Annotated in this window: 22 protein-coding genes; 6 read left to right on the top strand and 16 right to left on the bottom strand. The window is 51.9% G+C overall.

What is annotated here, in order from left to right; genetic code table 11:
• Positions 1-19: 19 nt before the first annotated feature.
• On the top strand, positions 20-1,213 hold the full coding sequence (locus B9Z44_RS00915) for a glycosyltransferase family 4 protein (protein ID WP_108401442.1): 1,194 nt from the start codon (positions 20-22) through the stop codon (positions 1,211-1,213).
• Here the strand turns inward: B9Z44_RS00915 and lplT are convergent, their stop codons facing one another.
• The 6 genes from lplT to B9Z44_RS00945 form a co-directional block, all read right to left on the bottom strand.
• Complete coding sequence (gene lplT, locus B9Z44_RS00920) at positions 1,214-2,419, bottom strand: lysophospholipid transporter LplT (RefSeq protein ID WP_108401443.1); 1,206 nt, start codon at positions 2,417-2,419, stop codon at positions 1,214-1,216.
• Positions 2,412-3,833: a UDP-glucose dehydrogenase family protein gene (locus B9Z44_RS00925; protein WP_108401444.1), complete on the bottom strand. Its 1,422-nt coding sequence runs from the start codon at positions 3,831-3,833 to the stop codon at positions 2,412-2,414. Before B9Z44_RS00925 ends, lplT begins: the two co-directional genes overlap by 8 nt.
• 127 nt (positions 3,834-3,960) lie before the next feature.
• Positions 3,961-4,344: a hypothetical protein gene (locus B9Z44_RS00930; protein ID WP_108401445.1), complete on the bottom strand. Its 384-nt coding sequence runs from the start codon at positions 4,342-4,344 to the stop codon at positions 3,961-3,963.
• Entirely contained in the window at positions 4,341-5,408 is a 1,068-nt protein-coding gene (locus tag B9Z44_RS00935) for a glycosyltransferase family 4 protein (protein WP_108401446.1), read from the bottom strand. The genes B9Z44_RS00930 and B9Z44_RS00935 overlap by 4 nt, the downstream gene beginning before the upstream one ends.
• Positions 5,405-6,175 (bottom strand): UDP-2,3-diacylglucosamine diphosphatase, encoded by a 771-nt coding sequence (locus B9Z44_RS00940; protein WP_108401447.1) that lies wholly within the window; start codon positions 6,173-6,175, stop codon positions 5,405-5,407. The genes B9Z44_RS00935 and B9Z44_RS00940 overlap by 4 nt, the downstream gene beginning before the upstream one ends.
• Positions 6,175-7,023, bottom strand: a complete 849-nt coding sequence (locus B9Z44_RS00945; RefSeq protein ID WP_108401448.1) for a GNAT family N-acetyltransferase — start codon at positions 7,021-7,023, stop codon at positions 6,175-6,177. Before B9Z44_RS00945 ends, B9Z44_RS00940 begins: the two co-directional genes overlap by 1 nt.
• 142 nt (positions 7,024-7,165) lie before the next feature.
• On the opposite strand from B9Z44_RS00945, the gene B9Z44_RS00950 reads away from it, so the two are divergent.
• The gene (locus tag B9Z44_RS00950; RefSeq protein ID WP_170108451.1) at positions 7,166-7,909 is read left to right on the top strand and encodes a lysophospholipid acyltransferase family protein; all 744 of its coding nucleotides are present in this window, start codon (positions 7,166-7,168) and stop codon (positions 7,907-7,909) included.
• Here B9Z44_RS00950 and B9Z44_RS00955 read toward each other — a convergent pair.
• Genes B9Z44_RS00955 through B9Z44_RS00965 form a run of 3 tightly spaced genes read right to left on the bottom strand, consistent with a single transcriptional unit; the run spans position 7,899 to position 11,587 of the window.
• Entirely contained in the window at positions 7,899-9,704 is a 1,806-nt protein-coding gene (locus B9Z44_RS00955; RefSeq protein ID WP_108401450.1) for a TRAP transporter large permease, read from the bottom strand. The two genes, B9Z44_RS00950 and B9Z44_RS00955, sit on opposite strands and share 11 nt — an antisense overlap.
• Positions 9,701-10,726 carry a TRAP transporter substrate-binding protein gene (locus B9Z44_RS00960; protein ID WP_108401451.1) on the bottom strand — a complete coding sequence of 342 codons (1,026 nt, stop codon included), beginning with the start codon at positions 10,724-10,726 and terminating at the stop codon, positions 9,701-9,703. Before B9Z44_RS00960 ends, B9Z44_RS00955 begins: the two co-directional genes overlap by 4 nt.
• Positions 10,727-10,735: 9 nt before the next feature.
• Positions 10,736-11,587, bottom strand: coding sequence for a TRAP transporter TatT component family protein (locus tag B9Z44_RS00965; protein WP_245912735.1), 852 nt, complete (start codon positions 11,585-11,587; stop codon positions 10,736-10,738).
• A gap of 156 nt (positions 11,588-11,743) precedes the next feature.
• Between B9Z44_RS00965 and ppk2 the strand changes: the two genes are divergently transcribed.
• From ppk2 to B9Z44_RS00985, 4 genes are all read left to right on the top strand, one after another.
• A complete protein-coding gene (ppk2, locus tag B9Z44_RS00970; protein WP_211308662.1) occupies positions 11,744-12,628 on the top strand; it encodes a polyphosphate kinase 2 in 885 nt (294 codons plus the stop codon).
• Between the two features lie 57 nt (positions 12,629-12,685).
• Positions 12,686-13,081, top strand: a complete 396-nt coding sequence (locus B9Z44_RS00975) for a diacylglycerol kinase (protein ID WP_108401453.1) — start codon at positions 12,686-12,688, stop codon at positions 13,079-13,081.
• Positions 13,082-13,105: 24 nt separating this feature from the next.
• Entirely contained in the window at positions 13,106-13,804 is a 699-nt protein-coding gene (locus B9Z44_RS00980; protein WP_108402753.1) for a hypothetical protein, read from the top strand.
• 119 nt (positions 13,805-13,923) lie between these two features.
• Positions 13,924-15,195, top strand: a complete 1,272-nt coding sequence (locus B9Z44_RS00985; protein ID WP_211308664.1) for a CorA family divalent cation transporter — start codon at positions 13,924-13,926, stop codon at positions 15,193-15,195.
• Between the two features lie 226 nt (positions 15,196-15,421).
• Here the strand turns inward: B9Z44_RS00985 and phoR are convergent, their stop codons facing one another.
• The 7 genes from phoR to pstS form a co-directional block, all read right to left on the bottom strand.
• Positions 15,422-16,771, bottom strand: coding sequence for a phosphate regulon sensor histidine kinase PhoR (gene phoR, locus B9Z44_RS00995; RefSeq protein WP_245912736.1), 1,350 nt, complete (start codon positions 16,769-16,771; stop codon positions 15,422-15,424).
• Between the two features lie 18 nt (positions 16,772-16,789).
• The gene (gene phoB, locus B9Z44_RS01000) at positions 16,790-17,476 is read right to left on the bottom strand and encodes a phosphate regulon transcriptional regulator PhoB (RefSeq protein WP_108401456.1); all 687 of its coding nucleotides are present in this window, start codon (positions 17,474-17,476) and stop codon (positions 16,790-16,792) included.
• 17 nt (positions 17,477-17,493) lie between these two features.
• Positions 17,494-18,195, bottom strand: a complete 702-nt coding sequence (phoU, locus tag B9Z44_RS01005) for a phosphate signaling complex protein PhoU (protein WP_104797256.1) — start codon at positions 18,193-18,195, stop codon at positions 17,494-17,496.
• Between the two features lie 14 nt (positions 18,196-18,209).
• Entirely contained in the window at positions 18,210-18,986 is a 777-nt protein-coding gene (gene pstB, locus B9Z44_RS01010; protein WP_108401457.1) for a phosphate ABC transporter ATP-binding protein PstB, read from the bottom strand.
• An 18-nt stretch (positions 18,987-19,004) separates the two neighbouring features.
• On the bottom strand, positions 19,005-19,859 hold the full coding sequence (gene pstA, locus B9Z44_RS01015; protein ID WP_108401458.1) for a phosphate ABC transporter permease PstA: 855 nt from the start codon (positions 19,857-19,859) through the stop codon (positions 19,005-19,007).
• Between the two features lie 9 nt (positions 19,860-19,868).
• Positions 19,869-20,861: a phosphate ABC transporter permease subunit PstC gene (gene pstC, locus B9Z44_RS01020; RefSeq protein ID WP_211308665.1), complete on the bottom strand. Its 993-nt coding sequence runs from the start codon at positions 20,859-20,861 to the stop codon at positions 19,869-19,871.
• A gap of 99 nt (positions 20,862-20,960) precedes the next feature.
• Entirely contained in the window at positions 20,961-21,992 is a 1,032-nt protein-coding gene (gene pstS / locus B9Z44_RS01025; RefSeq protein WP_108401460.1) for a phosphate ABC transporter substrate-binding protein PstS, read from the bottom strand.
• Positions 21,993-22,077: the final 85 nt, after the last annotated feature.

Consider the following 22,077-nt stretch of genomic DNA (forward strand, 5'->3'; position numbering starts at 1 on the left):
CAACAGCAAACATGGCTGCATGGAACGATCACCCAACATACCCATCACAGTTGAAAACTTTGAACCCGCACAACGCTTCTTGCGCATTGCCGTTGTGACCGAAACCTGGCCCCCTGAGGTCAATGGCGTGGCTGTCACGTTGGCGAAACTGGTTCATCATTTGGGTCTGCGTCACCACACCATTCAGCTGATTCGTCCACGTCAAGACAAAAATGACGAAGGACATGAACAAACGGGTTGGTCTGAATTGCTGTTGCGCGGGCTACCGATTCCACGCTACCCACAGCTCAAGCTGGGCTTGCCTAGCAAAAAAGCCCTGCTCAAAGCTTGGAGCATCAAGCGCCCCGACTTGGTACACATTGCCACAGAAGGTCCGCTGAGCTGGTCGGCGTTGCAAGCGGCGCACATTCTTCGCTTGCCTGTGACCTCAGATTTCCGCACCAACTTTCACAGCTACTGTCAGCACTACGGCGTGGGGTGGTTAAGCAAACCCATCGTGGCCTACCTGCGCAAGTTCCATAACCGCACGGCTTTCACCATGGTGCCCACACAAGCCATGAAGTATCAACTGGACGCCATGGGCTTTAAAAACCTCAAAGTGGTGGCACGCGGCGTGGACACTCACCTGTTCCACCCCGACAAGCACAGCGACGTGATGCGAGCCAGCTGGGGCGTCACACCTGACACGATGGTGCTGCTGTCGGTCGGTCGATTGGCGGCTGAAAAGAATTTAGACCTGACCATTCAAACCTACCAAGCCCTCATCGCCGCAGGCCGGCGCGTGAAGATGGTGTTTGCAGGTGATGGCCCCATGCGCGCGTTGACTCAAACAAAGTGCCCAGATGCCATCTTCATGGGCATGTGTAGCCACGATCAATTAAGCACCTTGTACGCCAGCGCAGACTTGCTGCTGTTTCCAAGCTTGACGGAAACCTTTGGCAATGTCACCTTAGAAGCCTTAGCCAGTGGCACTCCCGTGTTGGCGTTTGACTGCGCAGCCGCCAGCGACTTCGTCACAAATCACAAAAATGGTTGGCTGGTTGACAGCAACGAGCCACAGACCTACATCCAACGTGCCGTGGACATCACCCGAGAGACCAACACCTTGCGTCTGGCACGTGAATTCACACGTGCCAGCGTGGCGCACCTGGGCTGGGATGAAATTGCGGCACAAGTGGAAGACATCTTTCAGCGCACCATCGAGATGGGGTAATCAGCGGAACTGACGCCAAAGCAGCAGGCAAAGCGGCGCGATGCCTGCAACCAGCAGGACCGCCAACAGCAGCATGATGTAAGTCAATGACATTCCAAAAGCCAACAAAGCACTGTAGGCGGCCAACATCAACAGCACGGAAAGGTTTTCGTTAAAGCCTTGAACCGCAATTGACCGTCCTGAGCTGAGCACTTGCATGCCCCTGTGTTGCAACAAGGCATTCATGGGCACCAACAACATGCCGCCCGCCACACCGACGCACAGCAACAGCGCAATGGCGAGCCACAGGTTTGAAATGGTGACCATCAACGGCAGCAACACCGCCAACCACAAGCCCCAAGGCAAAGCCTGTCGGGCCGAGTGCAGCTTGAATGACCGTCCAGCCATGTAAGCCCCAAAAACCACACCAACGGCCACCAAGGCTTGCAAGTAAGCCCCGAACTTGAGTGTCATGCCCAACGAACCCTGCGCCCACAAGAGCACAGCAAACTGCATCACCGCACCCACACCCCAATACAAGGTGGTGACATACAACGACACACCTCCGAGTGGATCACGCCACAACTTTTGATTGGATTTCCAAAACGTACCGATTCGCACCGCATGCCATGTCAACGGCTCGATAGGCCCACGTTTATCCATGGGTATGAGCCCGACATTCAACATGGCAGCTGTCAGATACACGCCAATCACTACCGCCATGGCAGGCCATGTTTGGGTGGAAACCACAAAAACTATCGGTGCACTCACCTCAGACAAACCCGTTAATGCGCCGCCTAAGGCAATGCCAAAAATAACCGACAGCACCATCGACACTTCTATCCACGCATTCGCACGTACCAACAAACGTGCAGGCACAGCCTCGGTGGCCAATCCATACTTTGCAGGCGCATACACCGATGCGGCAAGCCCGATCAATGCAAAAGCGAACAAGGGGTGAACACCCGCCAACAGCAGCAACACGCCAGCCATCTTGAGTGCGTTCATGCACGCCATCAAACGGCTTTTAGAAAACGCATCTGCCAAAGGCCCCACCACGGAGGCCAAGAGCACATACGCCAATGTCAGCGAGAACTTCAACAAAGGTGCCCACCACCCTGGGTAGCCTTGCTCATTCAAAAAGTAAATGCCTAGGATGAGCAGTGCGTTGTCGGCGAGGCCAGAGGCGAACTGGGCACCAATTAAAAAGTAAAAGCCTTTAGGCATTGAGTGCGGGCGTCTCCAGCATCACAGGTTCAACGCTGAGGTTGATCAACTCATTGCGACGCCCGATACCTTGGTACGCAATACCTAAATCAGCCAAGGCATCGGGGTTGTACAAATTACGACCATCCAAGATGTACGGCGTGCGCATGCTCAACTTCATGGCTTGAAAGTCTGGATTGTGGAAATTTTTCCACTCGGTCAACACCATCAAAGCATCCACACCATGCAAAGCATCCATGTCATGCGCCACCAAGTTGAAGTTGTTCAACAAGGCCTCTTGACCTGCACAGTCCAGCTTCAAAGCCACCATCGCTTCGTGACCTGCCACAGGGTCATAGGCCGTGACGTGAGCACCACGCTCTAACAAACTCTTGATGACCACACGGCTCGGTGCTTCGCGCATGTCATCGGTGTTGGGTTTGAAAGCCAAGCCCCAAACAGCAATTTTTCGACCGGTCAAGTCATCCCCCAAGCGTTTGACCAAACGATCTACAAGCAATGTCTTTTGACGTTCATTCACTTGCTCGGTGGCGTTGACCACGCTCATGAGTTGACCGTGTGCCTGTGCCGTGCTGACCAAGGCCTGTGTGTCTTTGGGGAAGCAGCTGCCACCATAACCACAGCCCGCATACAAGAAGCTGTAACCAATGCGGTTGTCTGCACCAATGCCACGACGAATTTGGTCCACATCGGCACCCAGTGCATCGGCCAAATTGGCAATCTCATTCATAAAAGAAATGCGTGTGGCCAGCATGGCATTGGCGGCGTACTTGGTGAGCTCTGCACTGCGTACATCCATCCACACCGTGCGTGAATGGTGACGGTTGAAGCTGGCGTACAAATCGCCCATCATCCGTTGGCTTTTTTCGTGATGAATGCCATCATCAATGCCAACCACGATGCGATCAGGACGCATGAAGTCATCAATGGCTGCGCCCTCCTTCAAGAATTCAGGGTTAGACACCACATCAAACATTTCGCTGGACATGCCGCGTTGTGTCAACTCGTGTTTCACGGCAGCACGCACACGGTCAGCTGTACCAACGGGCACGGTCGATTTGTTCACAATGAGCTTGAAGTCTTTGAGATTGCGTCCCACCATGGCAGCCACAGACAGCACATGCGCCAAGTCTGCTGAACCATCTTCTTGTGCGGGTGTGCCCACCGCGATGAACAAAATATCGCCATGGTCAATGGCCAGCTGCGCATCGGTGGTGAAACGAATTCGACCTTCTGCATGATTGCGTGACAGCAACTCTTTCAAGCCAGGCTCGTAAATAGGCACCTCGCCAGCTTGCAGCATCTTGACCTTGTCTTCGTCCTTATCAAGACATACCACTTTGAAACCTAGGTCAGACAGACATGCGCCTGTGACCAAACCCACATAACCAGAACCGATGACGGTGACTCGCATAAATTTCCTCCTGAATGCGTTCATCGTTGCAGAACATGATGAAAGGAATAAGAAGAAATGAAGTCAATTCAATGACGTTCAGGCAAAAAAAATGACTCCAAGAGTCATGCGGCATTTGAGTAGTTATTCACGTCGGTTGCCAATGTGCAAGCCCCATCATCAGAATGACACGCAAGTGATTGCTTAAGTTTTCCATCCCCTGCAGCTTCGATTCTTGACCGGCTTGCTTGACCACGAACGATTCGTGACGGTGTGGAAACTTAATATGAATCACATCTGGCACAAAGCCCACAGGCGACTGAATGCGTATGGCAGGGAATTGCCCCTCAAAGCGATTGGTGCAAGTAAACCGGCAATGCATGTGCTGAGAGAAAGCATCGATAGATTCGATCAGCTTGGGTAGCAACTGCTCTTTGACATCGCGGTAATCCATCAAGCGATGCGTGTCGTGCAAATAAGTTTCAAAGCTAGGGTCGCTGATGCTGTTGGGTAAAAAATAGAGGGGGCTCACGGATGAACCTCCTCGCCCACACAAATGTTGCGGCGGATTCGAACTAAATGCTGCTCAAACAGTCGCGTTGACTCATCCCAACTGAAAGAGAGCGCTTGAACACGCGCTTCTGAGCGTGGCACTTTCAAAGCTTCCAAACTGGCATAAGCCAAGTCTTCGTGCAACACACCTCCCTTGCGTTGGTGCGGGTAGTCCGCATCAGGACGCAACACCTCTAAGGGGCCATCTACAGGGTAAGCGGCCACAGGTGTGCCGCAGGCCATGGCTTCGAGCATGACCAAGCCAAAGGTTTCATTGCGACTGGGAAACGTGAACACATCAGCACTGGCGTACACACGAGCCAGTTCATCACGGGACAATACCCCTAACCAACGCACGTGGTGAAACTTGTTTTTCAGTTCTTTCTCAAGAGGCCCCACACCGCATACCACTTTGCTGCCGTGCCAAGGCATTGCCAAAAAACTGTCGATATTTTTCTCATACGACACACGTCCCACATACAAGGCGATCGGGCGTGGCAAATCATTGAGGTCAGGATGTTGAGCAACCGTGTCTGCATAGCCAAACAAACGCATGTCTACACCGTGCGTCCAGCTGCGTAAATTTTTGAAACCCCAACCATCTAACAAACGCATCACACCTTGCGTAGGAACCAATACCCCAGCTGATTGTTTGTGAAAGTGACGAAAGATGGCATAACCCATCCAAAGCGGTATACGTAAAGCCGCTTTCAAGACTTCTGGGAATCGGGTGTGGAATGCCGTGGTGAATGGCAAACTGTGCTTCAAGCAATACTTTCGCGCAGCCCAGCCTAATGGTCCTTCTGTGGCCACATGAATCACATCAGGAGCAAACGCATCCAACTGACGCGCCAATTGTGGGTAAGGTTTGACAGCCAAATCAATGCCCGCATAACCAGGACATGGACGCGTTTTGAATAAGTCAGGGTGAATCACCTCCACCACATGACCTTTGGCATTGAGCTGCTCCACCAGTTCGACCAAGGTCGTCACGACCCCATTGATTTGAGGACGCCAAGCGTCTGTGATGAGGGCAATTTTCATGCGACTTTGACCAACTGAGGTTTAGCAATGACCACGGGCTCTGTCTGCCAGTACAGCAAGGACAGCTCCCCTTGCTCGTTTTCCACCAAGGCGCTTCGGCTTTCTACCCAGTCACCATCGTTGCAATACAACACGCCATTCACATCGCGAATTTCAGCGCGGTGAATGTGGCCACACACCACGCCTTGGTAGCCGTGCTTAGCAGCTTCATGCGCCACAGCGTTTTCAAAGTCAGTGACGTAGTTCAAGGCCTTTTTCACCTTGTGCTTTAAGTAGGCCGAGAGCGACCAATACGGCAACCCCAATCGACCGCGCATGTTGTTTAAGTAACGGTTCAGCTTGAGCGTGAACTCATACAAATAATCACCCACATACGCGAGCCACTTGGCTTGCTGCACCACGGCATCAAAGTAATCGCCATGAATCACCCACAGCTGACGGCCATCGGCCGTTTTGTGAACCGCTTCCTCCACCACTTCAATGCCACCAAAATGGTGGTCTAAAAAATGGCGTGCAAATTCGTCATGGTTGCCTGGCACATAAATCACGCGACACCCTTTGCGTGCTTTGCGTAACAACTTTTGAATCACATCGTTGTGTGCTTGAGGCCAATACCAACGGCGACGTAATTGCCAACCATCGATGATGTCGCCCACAAGGTACAAGTAGTCGCTGGTGTTTTCTTTCAAAAAATCCAACAACGCGTCTGCCTGACAACCGGGCGTGCCTAAGTGCAAATCAGAGATGAAGATGGCTCTGTAATGCATCAAGCGCCCAAGAAGTGCTTGCGATAGCGCGGTGGCATGTCGTTGATTTTCATCAACATGGGTAAATCAGCGGTGTTGAAGTCTGGGTCCCATGCGGGTGCACCTAACACTTTGGCACCTAAGCGCAAATAACCTTTGATCAGAGCGGGTGGCTCGAAAGCGGGGTTCACTTCCCATTGATCCACAGGCAAGGCTAAACGTGGTGTCACTTGGTTTTCGACACCCGCCAAATGTGTTTTCTTCAGCTGATGCCAAATGCTGGCGGCCACTTCACCGCTCACCACGCCTTGGTGAAGCATGGGAATGCTGGCACAGCCAATCATCACATCCAACTTGTTGCGCACCATGAATTCAGCCAAGGCGCCCCACAAAGCCATGATGACACCACCATGGCGATGCTCTGGGTGTACGCAGCTGCGGCCCAACTCAACCATGCGTTCGCGGTATTGACGCAAGCGGGTCAAATCAAATTCCAAATCTGAATAGGTGCTGCCGATGCGTTTGGCTTGTGCAGGTGTCAACACGCGGTAGGTGCCAATCACTTGCTCGGTCACATCGTCACGGATGATGAGGTGCTCGCAAAAATCATCGAACAAATCAATGTCATGACCTGGAATGCTGTCTTTCAAACGTGCGCCCATCTCGGTGGCGAACACGTCATAACGCAGGCGCTGTGCTTCACGCACCTCGTCTTGGTGCTTGGCCCATTCAACAATCAGGGCTGAGCGAGCTTCAGTTTTTTGGGGCGAGATAGAAACTTTTTGAGCGTCAAGATCGTTTCGATGAAGTGACCCCCGGGGCATATCGATGAACGACAGCGGCATGGTTGGGTTTGGCAGTTCTTTCATGGTTGCTCCTTGGTAATTCAATGCATAGATTCTTATCAGGGCATGTGAATTAACCGCGAAGATTGTGTGAAATATTCGTGACAACTTCCGTCATGATGTTCACAAATCTGTCATGCAGCATGTCTATGCTTACCCGCCAACTATGCTGCTGAAATACTTAAGACTCATTCACGCCTTTGGTCACGCCTTTTGGATTTTGTGGATCAAATTCCCAAAACTCAGCAAGGAGCGAAAGCTTCAAGCGATCAAAGATTGGTCTCAAAAGACGCTGAACATCATCGGCATCCAAGTGGTACACGAAGCCATCCCCCCTCCGACAGAGAACATCAACATCCCGCGGTTGCTGGTGGCCAACCATGTGTCGTGGGTGGATGCGCTGATCATTCAAACCATTCAACCCAGCATCTTTATCGCCAAATCTGAAGTGAGAAGCTGGCCCATCGTGGGCAGCATTGCCAAAGCCTGTGGTGTTGTCTTTGTCGATCGCGGCTCACCCAGTTCTGCACGACGCATGGTGGACGATGTGTCGAGTGCGCTGCATCACGGCTATTGCGTGGCTGGGTTTCCTGAAGGCACGAGCAGCGAAGGCCATGTGGTGAGCTTGTTTCATGCCAACTTGTTTGAAGCCGCCATCAATCACAACATTCAAGTACAACCTCTGGCCATCCGCTACACCAACCCACAAACGGGTGCTCTGTGTCTCAAAGCGGCCTTCATCGGTGACATTGGTTTTGTCCAATCCCTTCACCAAGTCATGGCATCCTCTGGCATTCACGCCAAGGTTCATGTGGGCACGACCCTCTCCCCCGAAGGACACTCTCGCAGAACCTTGGCGCATCTGTCGCACAAAAGCGTCAGCAGCCAATTGGAATTGCTCAGCGCATAAATGAAGCCATCAAACTTGGCAGCCCTGTCGCCAGTAATGGGAGCCATGAAATCATCAAGGTTCCAACAAAGATAGCCACCAATGCAGGAGCTACCGAAGCGGCCACGGTGCGAATGGGTTGCTTAAATACCGCCGATGCAAAGTAAATGTTCATCCCGGCAGGTGGGCACAAGAAGCCCATCTCCATGTTGGCCAAAAAGATGATGCCAAAGTGCACTGGGTCAATGCCGTAGCTGATGGCCAAAGGCAATAACAAAGGCACCAGCACCACAATGGCGGCATAGATTTCCATCAACGCCCCTGCAGCAAACAAAAACACATTGAGCGCCAACAAGAACACCCACTTGTTTTGCGTCACGCTTTGCACCCATTCGGTGGCCAAGTCTGGAATGCCAGCATCCACCAAATAATTGGTCAAGCCCAACGCCATGCCCAAAATCAACATCACGCCGCCGATGATTTGGGTGCATTGCGACAAACACGCGCCGAGCTTTTGGGCATCCAACTCATGATGTGCCCACGCTTGCGTGAGCACGGCATAAATCGCGGTGAGCGCGGCGCTCTCGGTTGGCGTGGCAAAGCCAGTGCCCAAAGAGCCAATTGCGACCACAGGTGCTAACAGCTCCCATTTCGCAACCCAAGCGGCATGACGCAACCCAGCCATGTTGAACGCAGGTCCCGCTGTGGACTCTTGACGATTGCCATCGTTGCGTAAATAACCACCAAAAATAAGCAAGCACACCACCATCACCACCGCTGGCACGATGCCCGCCAAAAACATGGTGTTGATCGGTACACGCGCAATGATGGCGTACATGATGAGTGGCACCGAGGGCGCCAACAACACGCCCAGCGCACTGGCACTGGTGACCAAGCTGATGCCTTTGCGCTCTGGGTAACCCACGCCTTGCAGCAAAGGCAACAACAAACCACCCAAAGCCAAAATCGTCACCCCACTGCCGCCCGTGAACGCCGTGAAACACGAACACAAGACCGTGGCAGCAATGACCGTTCCTGTTTTTCCACCGCCAAATAGCGCGACAAACACAGCACCCAAACGCTGCGCAGCCCCTGTGCCTGCAAATATCAACCCAGCCAACGTGAACAGCGGCAACGCTGGCAATGACGGGTTGACCGTGATTTGGTAATGCGACAAGGCAATTGATGCCAATGGCAAACCTTCTTGCCAAAACAGCGCCAAGGCCAAACCACCCAACACCGCAAAAATAGGTGCACCAAACGACAGCATCAACACCAAGCCAATCACCCAGGGCCACAATGGCAACGCGTCACCATCGAAGCTGTACGCCAGGAAAGCGCCCAACACAGGCGCACTCAGCGCGAATAAGAACTTAGCCCCAATCTGCTGGCTGCAACGCGCCCCCAACTTCAGCCCTAAGAGCGCAAACCCCACAGGCATGGTGGCTTGAAACCACCACACAGGCATGCCATAAGCCAACATTTGTTCAGCGGACATTTCGCTGAACACCAATGCACCACTCGCCCAAGCCAACACGCCGCACACAGCGGCAGCACCAAACTGTCCCAGCACATAAAAACGAGGCACCATCACACCCAAGCTCGTCAAATGTCCAAAGCGCTCAGCGGCAATCGCACCGGACATGGCCATCAGCAAACCCAAGTGCTGCACCACCACCGGTGCGTTGTCAATGCCCTTGCCCATCAAAGGCCGAGACAAAATTTCGACCAACGGAATCACCGCCATCAAGACCAAAGCCAAAGCAGCCAAACCGGCATCGGCCTGCGTCAAGCCACGAAGCAGTCGACTCATCATTTGGTTTTTCCTGCGCGGTATGCCTTCAAGTGGCGAAACACCTCGTCAAAGGTTTCGGCGGGCACCAAGGTGCCGCGAATGCGTGTGTAGAGTTTTTCGGCCAAGTCGTTCCAAGCGCGCATTTGCTCGGCATTGGGTTTGTTGACGACCAAGCCACGTTTTTTCATCGCATCCACAGCCTCTTCCACTTCTTGACGCGCTTTGGTGCGAATTTGTGCCCCTGCTTTGTCGCTGGCTGCACGCACGGCAGCTTGTGTTTCGGGCGTCATGTCGTCCCACGATTTTTTGGTGATCACCAGCGCACCGACGATCGGGGCCCAGTTGATTTCCAGCATATTGGGGGCCATGGTGTAGACCTGACTGGCCAAAGCAAAGTAAGGTGTGGATGGCACCACATTGATCATGCCCGTCTGCACCGAAGGCAAGATGTCGCTGGTTTCTAGCGGCACAGGCGTGTAACCCATGCTCTTCATGATTTCTTGCTGGTCGGCCTCACCACCCCACGCGAAGAATTTCATTTTTTGATAGTCCTCAGGTTTGAAGGCTGGGTCCTTTGAAAAGAAACGCACCCAACCCGCATCACCCCAAGCCAACACCACGAAACCTTTGTCGAGAAATTTTTTCTCCATGGCAGGGCGCATTTTTTCGCGCACATAGTCCACCTCTTCCCACGACTTGAACAACAAGGGCATGGATTGCAAAGCCGCAATCGACGGTTCAATTTCACGCAGACCCACCACCGACAACAAAGCGCCTTGCAACTGACCAATGCGCATGCGGCGTGCCAACTCGGTCTCACCGCCTTGGCTGCCATCTGGGTACACGACAAACTTGGCATTGCCACCTTGCGCAGCGCGCCACGCCTCACCTACCTCCATCAATTGGCGGTGGTACAGCGAATTTTTAGGAGCCAAAGTTCCTAAACGTAACTGTTTGTCAGGTGCCGCCCATGACACAGTTTGGCCGCACAGAAAACTTGCGGCAACACACACTTGTAAAAACGATTTAATCAATGGAGACATTCAAGGCTTTCAAAAAAGTTCATCGACAGATGAGAGCAACCATTGCGCACGCTCGCGCATCACTTCGTTTTGCAAACTGCGGTGCGCTTGGCTAATCGCCAGCGCTTGTTGCAGCAACTGTTCAAACTGCTTTCGGTCTTCAGCGGGCAGCGCCACACCCTCGGCCTTGGCCACGAGTGGCCCCGCCTCTTTGCCTTGGCTCAAGGCAATGGCTTGGTCGAAATAAGCCTGTGCTTTTGGACGTGAACCGCCCACCTTGGCCGCTTCTAAAGTGCCCATCAAACTTGCCAACGCACCTTGCCCATACGTGGGGTTGGTTTGCCAAGCCAGCTCGGCCAATCGCATGGACAGTGGCAAATCAGCCACCAAATCTGGGGCGTCTTTAGACATTGAAATCCAGCCACCGAGAGAGGCTGCCGCCCAATAAGCCAAAGGCACTTGCGTCTTCGTCAATTGCAATGGGTTCTTGGTATCGGGCTTTCGCAAGGCATCCCCAAAACCTGGGTGACTGCGCTCAAGCGCCACCATCGCGTGGCGATGTGCACGTGCATACAAACGTGCAGCACGTTCGCGCATCTGGGCCGCCACTTTCGGATTTTTTGTATCTATCTTTTCGGCATCGAAAGCGACGAAGGCATAAGCGTATTGGGTGAACCCCGCAGACACCGACTCCGCCAATTTCAAATGCCCCGGTGTTTCTTTCAAAACCGACTCTGAAAATTTGAGATAAAAAGCACTGGCCTCACGTGCGAGTTGCAAATCATCTTCGCTGGACATGGGTTGTGCCGATAAGGCTTGCGCCGTTTGGTCCACCACAAACGGACGAACAGCACATCCTGAAAACAAGAGTGAAAGAGCCAAAAGTGGAATTAGGCGGTAGTAAGTAATAAGAACACCTCTTCAGAGTTGGCGAAGAACAGAATTCAAAAAATGTAAATCTGTCATGTGAATATTCGATGACATTGCGTCATCAAACTGAAACAGTGCATAGCCATGATGTGCATAAAGGAAATGACCATGGCTGACAAACACCAACTGAATGAAGAACAAATTCAACGCCTGCGCGATGACCTTTTGGACACGCTGGACGAAGAGCTTGAAATGTCTATCGACGAAGAAGGCAGCAACACAGACCGCGTGAAATATTTCCGCGAATTGCTGCGCTTGCAAGGCGAATTGGTCAAGCTGCAAGACTGGGTGGTGGCCACCAAGCAAAAAGTGGTGATCTTGTTTGAAGGTCGTGATGCCGCAGGCAAAGGCGGTGTGATCAAGCGCATCACCCAACGCCTCAACCCACGCGTGTGTCGTGTGGCTGCCCTACCCGCCCCCAACGACCGCGAGCGAACGCAGTGGTACTTTCAGCGCTACGTAGCCCATTTGCCCGCTGCTGGTGAGATTGTGTTGTTTGACCGCAGCTGGTACAACCGCGCAGGCGTCGAACGTGTGATGGGGTTTTGCAACGACGACGAGTACGAAGAGTTTTTCCGCACCGTGCCTGAGTTTGAAAAAATGTTGGCGCGCAGCGGCATCACACTCATCAAGTATTGGTTCTCCATCACCGACGATGAACAACACGCGCGCTTCTTAGGTCGTATTCACGACCCCCTGAAGCAGTGGAAGCTCAGCCCGATGGATTTAGAAAGCCGTCGCCGTTGGGAAAACTACACGGTCGCCAAAGAAACCATGATCGAGCGCACACACACACCCGAATCGCCATGGTGGGTGGTGCAAGCGGTGGACAAGAAGAGTGCACGTCTGAATTGCATTCACCACTTGCTCACGCATTTCAACTACCACGAAATCGCGCATCCAGAAATTGACTTGCCTGCGCGCGTGAGGAATCCGGACTACATCCGCCATCCCGTACCAGACGACATGGTTGTCCCAGAAATCTATGGATGACCAGCAACTGTCTGAATTTCACGCCAACGTCACAAATCATTTGTAAATTAACAAACCATGAATCAGATTCATGAAAACCTGCAAAAGCAAAGACGTGGCTTGAACCGCGTCATCCATGCATTTGGCTATTCCATACAAGGTTTGCAAGCTGCCATGCATGAACCCGCGTTCAAGCAAGAGGCTTATCTTGCTTTCGTATTAATTCCGTTGTCGTTTTTTTTAGGTAGCAACTGGGTTGAAATTTCAGTTCTTTCAGGATCGGTGATTTTTGTTTTGACAGTCGAACTTTTAAACACAGGCTTAGAGTCTGCCATCGATCGTGTGGGCCCACAGTGGCACGATCTTTCTAAGCGTTGCAAAGACTTAGGAAGCGCCGCTGTGCTGCTTAGCATTCTGCTTTGCATGAGCATTTGGCTCACCGCACTTTTCTTGAAGTTTTCACAATACTTTTAGAAAAGCTCACGCGTGATGGCCTTCATGAGCATTCGTCGTTTATTACTGGGACTGCTTCTCACAACCTCTGAGCCAAGTTTTGCAGCCAGACCATTCGTCACCGATGACGCAAGATTAACCAGCGCTGAAAGCTGTCAACTCGAAAGCTGGTCGCGTTCTTACCAAAAAAGCCATGAATTCTGGATACTTCCCGCTTGTAATTTGACGGGTAACTTTGAGATCACGGCAGGCACAGGAACAGCAAAAAATGAGGGGGGCATTGCCACGCAAGATTTCATCCTTCAAGGCAAGACCCTATTTCGCGAACTCACCACCAACGGATGGGGGTGGGGCCTTGCTCTCGGCAAAGTGAACCACCCTGACATTGCACCTGGGCCAAACTTATTGGGCAACACATACGCCTATATTCCCGTGTCATTTTCGACGCTCGACGACAAGGTGATTTTTCATACCAATATGGGTTGGTTAAGAGACAAAGCAACCGCTGAAAACCGCGCGACTTGGGGTGGGGGTGCAGAGGTGCAAGCCACATCACGTCTCTTGTTCATCGCCGAATCATTTGGCGACAACAAGAGCACACCTTATTGGCAAATTGGCGCACGCTACACCATCATTCCTCATTTGTTTCAACTCGACACCACCATGGGCCGTCAATTCAATAGCACCAACGACACACGTTGGATTTCGTTTGGGCTGAGGATTACACCCGAGAAAATATTTTGATCCTGTGGATGAGGACGCTATAAGTCCCAATATTCATCACCATGTCATAAAAATTTAATAAATTCGTCAGGTAAATAAACCTGTCATTACGTTGCATGTCACTGAAAAATTTAATCGATATGTTGAACAAACAAAAGTTAGTCGATGGCATGGTCCACAGCCAACACATGCACAAGCATGACTTTGTTGAATCCTTGCTTCAAAAACAACACGATGCAGAACTGCAAAACTTTATTGCCAAGCAAAGTGCCACCGAAATCGGCAGCTATCTTGACGCATTACCGCTCGAAGAAGCACAAAAACTTTGGCACAAGATTCCCGCAGAGCGTGAAAACGATGTGCTGTGGGAAATCTCGGACGAACGCCGCATCGACATTGCAGGCGATCGACAACCTGGTTTTGAAGACAGCAAGATCAATGTTTATCAACTTGTTGACGGTCGACTCAAAAGTATTCCACTGTCTGGCCGCAAAGACCTAGAGGGTGCAAAACCAATTTGGGTTGATTTGGTCAACTCCAGCAAAGCTGAACGTGTATTTGTTGGATCGCATTTTGGCGTTGAATTACCAGACCCTATTCAAGCCACCGACTTGGAGGTAAGCGCTCGATTTCACGTTGAAGAAAATGACGACATTCACTTGCATTCCAACTTTTTATTGGACCGTGATGGCAACTCTAGAAGCGTTCCGGTTGCTTTTATCTTGCATGGTGGAATTTTATTTTCTTTACGCAACGAAGAACTTTCTGTATTTAGGCTACAGCGCCGACGCGCCCTCACGCAGCCTAATTACGTCACTGACTGCATTGACTTGTTATTAGACCTCTACGGTGCAGATGTTGAGATATCAGCAGACTCTTTGGAAAACATCTATGCAAAGCTAGGCGTGGTAGGCAGACATGTACTCAGTGAAGCTATCACCGATCAAGAGGCTGCCGGAATCTTGGCCGACATCGCAGAAGAAGAAGATCAAAACGGTCGCATTCGCAGCAACATTCTTGATACACAACGGGCCTTGAGTTTTTTAATGCGCGGTCGATTGCTCACACCGGATCAGATTTCAGATGCCAAGCAAATTTTGCGCAACATTGATTCGTTGAACAGCCACACGGCTTTCCTGTTTGACAAGATCAACTTCTTGATGGATGCCACGATTGGTTTCATCAATATCAACCAAAACAAACGCGTGAATCAGCTCACTGTGTTCAGTGTGGTGTTCATGCCTATCAACATCTTGGCTGGCGTGGGTGGCATGTCTGAGTTTTCCATGATGACGGAAGGTACGCCTTGGCCGCTGGCATATGGTGGGTTTTTATTAGGTTCTGCATTCATCGGTTTGATCACGTATGTGTTGCTCAAGCATTTCGAGAAACGACGTCTTAAAAAACAATGAGAAACACAGCTATGACTTATCACAAACACGAATCTTCTGAAATCAAAGACGATGGCTTGCGTTACAGCAAAAAGAAAAATGGCTCTCCTTTTGAAGGCACAGGCAGAACCGGTGAGATGATGAGCTGCATCAAATGCGGCACGCACAAGCCAAGATCTAGCGGCTCATTTCGACGCTTTTTAAATGCCAACCATTTTTTTTGCGGAGAATGCCGCGCGGTTCCAGCTTAAGCGGGTAGGCGCCACCGGGTCGATGGAAATACCAATTTAAAGCACGAACCCTGCCCCACTTCACTGGTGATAGACAAGCTACCACCATGGCGCTGCATCACGTGTTTAACGATCGCCAACCCCAAGCCTGTGCCACCCGATTCGCGCGAACGGCTTCGGTCTACACGATAAAAACGCTCGGTCAAGCGCGGCAAATGCTCTGCAGCAATTCCCGCTCCCGTGTCACGCACTGAGATCAACAAACTGCCATCCACACCTTGATCAACGTTGACATAGATATGTCCCCCTGCCGGGGTGTAACGGACCGCGTTGCTCACTAAATTTGACAAAGCACTTTGCAGTTCACGTGGATCCCCCATCAGTGATGCTTGGGCAAGCAAAGGATTCATCTCAAATTGGATGATTTGAGCTGCAGCCCCCTGAGCAATTGCATCCGATAAACCACGCGCCTCTGATTCACACGTCTGCACCAAGTTCGACACGCGCATCGTGTTAGAAAAATTAGGGATGGGGCTGCCCTCTAAACGCGAGAGCGTGAGCAAGTCCTCCACCAAACCTTGCATCCGAATGGCTTGTACCGCCATCAAGGCCAGGTAGCGCTTTTGCTCCTCGACACTCAATGGCAGCGTTTGCAATGTTTCGACAAACCCAGACATCACTGTCAACGGGGTTCGAATTTCGTGCGACACATTAGCCACAAAATCACGGCGCATGGCCTCAGCTTGCTCCAACATCGTGACATCGCGGGTGAGTAACAGCTGCTTACCTTCCCCATAACGATGGCGTTGCACGGAAATGCGCACTGGACGTTCAACCCGGTCTTTGCGACCCGCCATCACGATAGGCTCATTGGGCTGCTCAACTGCCATATACGCAGTGAACACCGGATCACGCAGCAAATTGCCAATGCGTTGCATGACATCGCGCTCGGGGTGAATGCCCAGCTGCGATGCTGCCGTTTGATTGCACCATTCAATTTGCGCATTGGCATCCAGCATCACCACGCCATTGGGTGAAGCTTGAATAGCCGATAAGAAATCTTTCAAGCGTTGCTCGCCAGCATCAATGCTGCGTTCACGTTCGCGTAAAAGCTTGCGCGCACGCTCTAAGACCACCCCCCACCAGCCAGACATTTGCGGCACGATGCCCAAATCACCATGACGTAACCAAGAGCGCACTCGGTAACCACGCCACGCGTCAACCAGCATCCAGATGACACCTGCAGTCAACGCCCCAACCAACAGATAAATGACAGGTTGCGGCTTGTCGCCGATCACAGCCCATGCAAAACCGATAGCGGCACCAAAGGCTAAGAGAGAGAAAAATGAAAGAAATCGACTGATCACATAAACCTTGCAGGTGCTTTAGGACTGATGAGTGATTCTGTAGCCTACGCCACGAACAGTCTCTACCATGTTACCCGCTGCACCTAAAGCTTCACGCAAACGCTTCACATGCACATCCACCGTGCGTTCTTCGATGAACACGTGATCACCCCACACACGGTCCAGCAACTGACTGCGGCTGTGCACACGTTCAGCGTGGTGCATCAAATAGTTGAGTAACTTAAATTCGGTAGGGCCCAGCTTGATGCCTTGGTCGTTGAAGCTGACACGGTGTGTCGAACCATCCAATTGCAAGCCGCCAATGCGCACCACATCACTGGCTTGCTCAGGGGCGCGGCGTCGCAACACGGCACGAATGCGCGCTAGCAGCTCTTGGGTAGAAAACGGTTTGGTGATGTAGTCATCCGCACCGGCATCAAGACCTGCAATTTTGTCGGGCTCATCGCCACGGGCGGTGAGCATCAAAATGGGCGTGGTCTTGGTCCGTGGGTCGGCACGCCAACGGCGGGCCAACTCCAAACCACTTTGACCAGGCAACATCCAATCTAACAAGATCACATCGGGCAACACCTCGTCGATGTGCTTCTGCGCAGCCACACCATCACCCGCCAACATCGGCATCATGCCGTTGTGGCGCAAATTGATCGAAATGAGTTCAGCAATCGCTGACTCATCTTCAACCACCAAAACGCGTGCAACTTTCATCTTCAAAAAACTTTCAATCAGCTCATCGAGGATTCAACATCGGCCAATGGGGTATGACGCACGTCTTCGCCCTTGACGATGTAGATGATGAATTCGGCAATGTTTTTGGAGTGGTCACCAATGCGCTCAATCGCTTTGGCAATGAACAGCAAATCCAAGCTGGCCGAGATGGTGCGTGGGTCTTCCATCATGTAGGTGATGAGCTTGCGCACAAAGCCGTCGAACTCTTTGTCAATTTCGTTGTCTTCGCGCAAGATACTCACCGCCATCGGCACATCCAAGCGTGCAAAGGCATCCAGTGCTTTGCGCAACAAACCTGAAGCCAAATCAGCCGAAACACGCAAATCGCTGGATGGCAAGGAACGTGGTGCAGAGCCTTCAATGATGGACTTGACCATGCGAGCAATCTTGGCCGCTTCGTCGCCGACGCGTTCCAAGTTGGCGGTAGTCTTAGACATGGCCATGAGCAAGCGCAAATCGCGTGCAGTGGGTTGACGACGGCCAATGACTGAGGCGATTTCGCGGTCGATTTCAACCTCTAAGCTGTTAACTTTGTTTTCAGTCACCAACACATCGTCAGCCGCTTCAGGGCTGAACTGAGACAAAGCAAACACGGCTTGGCGAATTTGTGACTCGACCAAACCACCCAACTCCATCACGTGTGAAGAGATGTTATTGAGGTCGGAATCAAATTGTGAGGACAGGTGTTTTTCTGGCATGGTGATCTCTCCTATTAGCCGAAGCGGCCAGTGATGTAGTCTTCTGTGGCAGTTTTATTGGGTTTGAAGAAGATTTGTTCGGTCTCGCCAAACTCGACCAATTCGCCCAAATACATATAAGCCGTGTAGTCGCTACAACGCGCGGCTTGCTGCATGTTGTGGGTCACGATGGCAATGGTGTAGTCGGCTTTGAGCTCATGCACCAACTCTTCCACCTTGCCCGTCGAAATGGGGTCGAGCGCCGAGGTTGGCTCGTCCAACAACAACACCGAGGGCTTCACCGCCACACTGCGCGCAATGCACAAACGCTGCTGCTGACCACCCGAGAGTGACAAGCCGTTTTGGCCGAGTTTGTCTTTGACCTCGGTCCACAACGCGGCTTTGGTCAAGGCCCATTCAACGCGCTCATCCATCTCAGTTTTGCTGAGGTTTTCATACAAACGCACGCCAAAAGCGATGTTGTCGTAAATCGTCATCGGGAACGGGGTAGGCTTTTGAAACACCATACCAATGCGGGCACGCAGCAAATTCAAATCTTGCTTCGCATCCAAAATGTTTTGGCCGTAAAAGTTGATTTCACCTTCGGCACGTTGACCTGGGTACAGGCTGTACATGCGGTTCAAGGTGCGCAACAAAGTAGATTTACCGCAACCGGATGGACCGATGAACGCGGTGACCTTGCGCTCAGCAATGTCCATGGTGACATTGCGCAAGCCTTGAAACTTGCCATAGAAGAAGTTCAAGTCGCGAACTTCGATGGCGTTTTTGGGTGCTGTTTTGATTTCAGACATTTGTAAATCCAATTGAAATTAAGCGCTGACTTTGTCGCGGAAAAACACACGTGCCAAGATGTTGAGTACAAGCACAGTCAAGGTGATCAACAACGCACCAGCCCAAGCAAGGCGAACCCAGTTGTCATAGGGGCTCATGGCGAACTGGAAAATCACCACTGGCAAGTTGGCCATAGGTGCCCCCATGTTGGTGCTGAAGAATTGATTGTTCAAAGCGGTAAACAGCAAAGGCGCTGTTTCACCGCTGATGCGGGCCACCGCCAGCAACAAACCCGTCATCACGCCGCTCTTGGCCGCGCGCAAAGTGATGAAGGTAGAGACCTTCCAACGCGGCGCGCCCAAAGCAAATGCGGCTTCGCGCAAGCTGCCAGGCACCAAGCGCAACATGTTTTCGGTGGTGCGCATGATCACGGGCACAGCAATGAGTGACAAAGCCAAGCTACCGGCGTAGCCTGAAAAGTTACCCACCGTGGCCACTGCAATCGCGTACACAAACAAGCCCAGCACAATAGATGGCGCTGACAACATGATGTCGGTCACAAAGCGGGTGAGCTCAGCGGTTTTGCTCTCGTCACCGTACTCGGTCAAGTACACCCCCGCCAAGATGCCTACGGGGGTAGAGACCAAGACGGTCAAACCCACGATCATCAAACTGCCAACAATGGCGTTGCGCAAACCACCGCCTTCGGTGCCAGGTGCTGGCGTGTCGCTGGTCAGCAAGTTCGCATCCAATGCCGAGAGGCCGTTGGCAAACAACACATAAAGAATCCACAACAAGACGGCCAAGCCAATGGCCATGGCGGCCATGGAAAACACCAAGCCGAGCATGCTGGTGATGCGGCGTTTTGTATAAAGTTGATTGTTCATTTCCATAGGGTTCTCTTAATTGCCTTTGGCTTTTTCAGCACGCAGGATCATCATCTTGGCCATGGCCAACACCACAAAGGTGATGACAAAAAGCAAGAAGCCCAGTGCAAACAAGGTGGAGAAATGCAAGGCCTCAGCTTCACCGAACTCGTTGGCCAAAACAGAGGCAATCGAGGTGCCGGGAGAAAACAACGAGGTGGGCATGCGGTTGGCGTTGCCAATCACAAAGGTCACGGCCATGGTTTCACCCAAAGCACGACCCAGCCCCAACATGATGCCGCCGATCACACCTTTTTGTGTGTAGGGCAACACCACCTGGCGCACCACTTCCCATGTGGTGCAACCCAAACCATAAGCAGACTCACGCAGGATGGGCGGTGTGATTTCAAACACATCGCGCATCACCGCTGCGACAAACGGCAACACCATGAAAGCCAGCACAATGCCCGCCGCCAAGATGCCCATGCCGTTGGTCGCACCGCCAAACAAAAATCCCACCAAAGGCATGCCGCCCAACACTTGCTGCAGCGGCACTTGCACGTAGTCCGCAAACAAAGGGGCAAACACAAACAAACCAAACATACCGTAGATGATGGAGGGCACGGCCGCCAACAACTCAATCGAAGTACCCAGCGGGCGACGCAACCAAGTTGGGCATGTCTCGGTCAAAAATACGGCCACGCCAAACGCCAGAGGTACGGCCAATAACAGCGCGATGCCTGCACTGGCCATGGTGCCAACGATGGCAATGGCGGCACCAAAATCTTCATTGATGATGTCCCACTCGACATGCCATAAAAATTTAAAACCAAATTTTTGGAAGGTGGGCCATGCATTCACAAACAAGGAAATGATGATGCCCAACAAAGCCGCCAGCACAAGCAATGAAAACGCTTGCGTGATGCGGTGAAAGAAGAAATCTTGCGTGCGCTGCTTCTTGGCAACTGCCACCATGTCAGCACTCACGGCTTGACCTGATTCTTCTTTTAGAAAATTGTGTGAGCTCATGACGGACCCTAGACTCATAGAAACACCCTACTTCTTAAAAACTAAAAATCCGTCGGCATGTACAAACCAAGCCGACGGAATTGATTAGCTCAATTCAAATTACTTTTGAATTTGTGTCCACACCTTGGCGCGGATTTGAGTCGTCAAGCTATCTGGCAAAGCCACGTAGTCGAGGTCTTGTGCCATCTTCTTGCCGTTGGTGAACGCCCAATCAAAGAACTTGACAGCTTCAGCGGCAGCCGCTTTGTCAGTGGGTTGCTTGTACATCAAGATGAATGAGGCTGTGCTGATCGGCCAGCTGTTAGCGCCTTTGGCGTTGACCATCGACACGCCCATACCAGGCACGCTCATCCAGTCAGCACCAGCCGCAGCCGCAGCAAATGTCAAATCATCGGGTGCCACATACTTGCCATCGGCATTTTGCAACTGCATGAAAGTCATGTTGTTCTTTTTCACGTAAGCGTATTCCACGTAACCCAAAGAACCTTTGACACGGTTGACGTTTGCCGCCACACCTTCGTTGCCTTTACCACCCACAGAGGAAGCAGCTGGCCACTTGACAGCAGCGCCCTTGCCCACTGTAGAAGACCAGTCTTTGCTGACTGCAGTCAAGTAGTCGGTGAAGTTGAACGTCGTGCCAGAGCCGTCAGCGCGATGCACGATGGTGATGGCTTGGTCAGGCAATTTTTTACCGGGGTTCAAAGCTGCAATTTTTGGGTCGTTCCAATTGGCAACTTTGCCCAAGAACATGTCGGCCAACACCACACCCGTGATGCGCAATTCGCCTGGCTTGAAGCCTTCCAAGTTCACCACTGGCACAGTGCCGCCGATGATGGCAGGAAACTGGACCAAGCCTTCTTTGTCCAAGTCCTCACCGGACATCGGTGCATCAGTTGCACCAAAAGTCACGGTCTTGGCTTTGATTTGGCGGATACCACCAGAAGAACCAATGGATTGGTAGTTCAAACCGTTACCTGTAGCGGCTTTGTAGCTTTCAGCCCACTTGGCATAGATAGGGAATGGAAAGGTTGCGCCTGCGCCAGTGATGTCGGCAGCGAAGGCAGAACCCATGGCCAAAGTGGCAAAAGCAGCAGCGGCCACGGATTTGATGAATGTGCGTTTCGTGTTCATGTGATTCCTTCAATTGGTTAGAACAGCTGTGACTTTAGCTAGCCATTGTGACGAAACTGTGACAAATATGACGCTTAATCAATTC

It is taken from the genome of Limnohabitans curvus, from assembly GCF_003063475.1.
Lineage (GTDB): Bacteria > Pseudomonadota > Gammaproteobacteria > Burkholderiales > Burkholderiaceae_C > Limnohabitans > Limnohabitans curvus.